General features: G+C 26.8%; 2 protein-coding genes and 1 tRNA gene. 1 reads left to right on the top strand and 2 read right to left on the bottom strand.

All coding sequences use genetic code 11. The annotated features are described in order from the left end of the window. Positions 1-8 precede the first annotated feature (8 nt). A tRNA-Cys gene (locus RH99_RS17840) sits at positions 9-82 on the top strand. Positions 83-256: 174 nt separating this feature from the next. Here the strand turns inward: RH99_RS17840 and RH99_RS17835 are convergent. Beyond that, positions 257-1,174, bottom strand: coding sequence for a S66 peptidase family protein (locus RH99_RS17835; protein ID WP_010241602.1), 918 nt, complete (start codon positions 1,172-1,174; stop codon positions 257-259). Between the two features lie 221 nt (positions 1,175-1,395). Then, positions 1,396-2,550 carry a zinc-binding metallopeptidase family protein gene (locus tag RH99_RS17830; protein ID WP_010241601.1) on the bottom strand — a complete coding sequence of 385 codons (1,155 nt, stop codon included), beginning with the start codon at positions 2,548-2,550 and terminating at the stop codon, positions 1,396-1,398. Positions 2,551-2,844: the final 294 nt, after the last annotated feature.

Below are 2,844 nucleotides of genomic sequence, written 5' to 3'. Positions count from 1 at the left end.
TATATTACGGCGCTATAGCCAAGTGGTAAGGCAGAGGTCTGCAAAACCTTTACCCCCAGTTCAAATCTGGGTGGCGCCTCCAAAATAAAGTCCTTGAAAATAACTATTTTCAAGGACTTTTATTACATTTATTTTTAAAAATAAAGGAGATACTATAAGCTGTGACAGCAATACACTTTGCAGCTATCAATGCCTTAATTTGAAGAAATAGATATGAATGAAGAGGAAATGATTGTAAGTTATCTACCCATTTTAGTTAGTTCACTATTGCTTCTAAGACGTTTATGATTCCATTTTTACAATCAAGCTTTATCTTTGCACCAATTGGAAGAGTAAGTTTGGGATAGTCATGTCCAGACATAAAATTGCATAGTGTGGGTATGTTTAATGATAATATCCTATCTGATATAATTTCTTCTAGAGTTAAACTTCTTTCATAATGAGGTAAAGAACATTTTGTAAATTGTCCAAGTACTATTCCCGTGCAAACTTGCAATTTATTAGCTAATAATAGCTGGGTTAGCATTCTATCTATAGCATAAGGCTCCTCACCTACATCTTCTATAAATAAGATTTTATTAGTTGTGTCTATTTCAAATGGAGTAGATAATGTAGAACAAATAAGTGATAAATTACCTCCAACTAATATACCCCCTACGCATTTTGAAGAATTGCTTGTAGTTAGTATATTGTCAGGATTTTTTATAGTTATAGGTTTGTATCCATTCATGACAGTATTTAGAAGAGATTTTAATGTAAATTCATCATTAAAATTTGAGTTGACCATAGGTCCATGAAAGGTTATTAGATTACACTTGTCATAGAAACTATTTAAATATGTGGTTATATCACTAAATCCAACAAATATCTTAGGATTATTTTTTATGATATTAAAATCTATATAAGGTAAAGTTCTCATTGAACCATAACCACCTCTTATACATAATATCATTTTTACGTAAGGATCAAGAAACATATTATTTATATCATCTGCTCTTTCTCTATCTGTTCCAGCAAGATATCCAAAACGTTTGTATATATTTTTTCCCTCTTTTATATTAAAACCTTGATTCTTAAAGAATTCTATTCCGTTTTGTATAGTTTCAGCATTTTCTGCACTTGAAGGACAAATTAGTCCTATAGTATCGCCAATACAAAGTCTTTCACCAATCATAATCATGCTCCTTTTAAAAAAATATTATGTGTAAAATTTTTATATAGTTAAACTACTTTAAATTAATTTAAAGTAGTTTAACTTCTATAATATAGTATATAATTTATTGCTTCAATCTTTCACATATATTTATTGAGGAATGCAATTTTATTATACTAGTTCTTGTGTAATGAATAAGAACTATTCATATTTTATATAAGATAATGAAATAATCCTAAATATCATTTTATATTTGAGAATAACTCTATTTTAGCTTCTGAAATAAGAGATTCTTTTTCAATTAAATCTAAGGCAGTTATAGCTAAAGCGTTTGCAGTTTTTATGATTATATCATTGGCAAAAGTAGATTGAGTAGCTAAGGCAAAATCCTTAGTACCATAGCTTATATTTTTATCTTTAATAATATTTATATAATAATTTATACTAGGAACTACGTGACTAACATTGCCAAGACTTAAGCATGAATCTATATTTTTTGTACTCAATATATCTATTATTCCCATCTCTTTTAAATTATGAGAGAATAGTCTGTTTAAAGTTTTGTTTGAAATAAGTTCTTTACAAGGCAAGTCATATATATGCAACTCACTTTTTATATTCAATAGTTTTTCCGTAAAATTCATAAAATCGCTAATTTTATTTTGTATATCTTCAGCCGTTTTTATTTTTGATGTAGTTAATAAAAAATGAGCAGTAGCTTCTAAATTATTTTTATCTTTAGATTCACTATGAATATCTACACTATGAATATAAGAACTATTATCAAATCCCTTAAGTATTAGATTAATTGCATTAAATGTAAACATACAAGAGTCTATTGGAGAATATATCTTAGAACTTTCTTTAGACTTATTTAAAATATTTTTATATTTTATTTCAATAGGTAAAACAGCTAGAGAATTTCCACTAACAGCAGTTTCAACATAAGGCTGTGTCATAAGAACTATATCTAAGTCTTCAAAGACGCCTTGATGAACCATAGTTAGTTTTGAGCCTCCTAGTATTTCACCGGGACAACCTATAACAACAATAGATCCACCTACCTTAGAAATTACTTTAGATAATCCTATAGCCGCGCCTATAGACATGGCAGATTGAAGATTATATCCATATATTTGGCCATCATCCTTTGTTCCGTCATATTGACATAAAAAACAGATTTTTGGATGACCATCTCCGAATTCTGCTTTAAAGGATGTGTCAATATTTAAGTATTTTTTTTGTACTTTAAAAGAATGTTTATTTAACAATTTTATTAAGTAATTACAACTTTTGTTTTCGTGAAAGCTCTCTTCAGAATTTTCATATATATATTTAGAGATTCCACATATTTCATCTTCTATGGTGCTTAAAAAACTTATAATCTCTTGCTTCATATTTATTCCTCCTAAGTTAAAATAATAAGAACATATAATATTTATTTATATTTCTAATTAATTTATTATTGAAGATAATCATTAATAATATTTTCTTAATATTTCTCAGTGATATGTATTAAGAAAATCTAGATCTGTAAAATTAAGTTAACAACTAAATTTTATACAAACATAAAAGACTTAGATATCTTATGATATTTATAGTATGTGCTAATAGAAATAATTATATTAACTATAAATGGAATATTAAATACTTGTAAATAAATGGAAAATAATATAATATATACTACGTGT

This window comes from Clostridium arbusti SL206, assembly GCF_000246895.1.
GTDB classification, from domain to species: Bacteria; Bacillota; Clostridia; order Clostridiales; family Clostridiaceae; genus Clostridium_I; species Clostridium_I arbusti.
Note: the sequence above shows the minus strand (reverse complement) of the source record. Positions and strands in the feature narration are given on the sequence as shown.

Bases quoted from the DNA above. Each gene is read 5' to 3' on its own strand.
- RH99_RS17835 (WP_010241602.1), bottom strand. From the start codon at position 1,174: ATGATTGGTGAAAGACTTTGTATTGGCGATACTATAGGACTAATTTGT.
- RH99_RS17830 (WP_010241601.1), bottom strand. From the start codon at position 2,550: ATGAAGCAAGAGATTATAAGTTTTTTAAGCACCATAGAAGATGAAATA.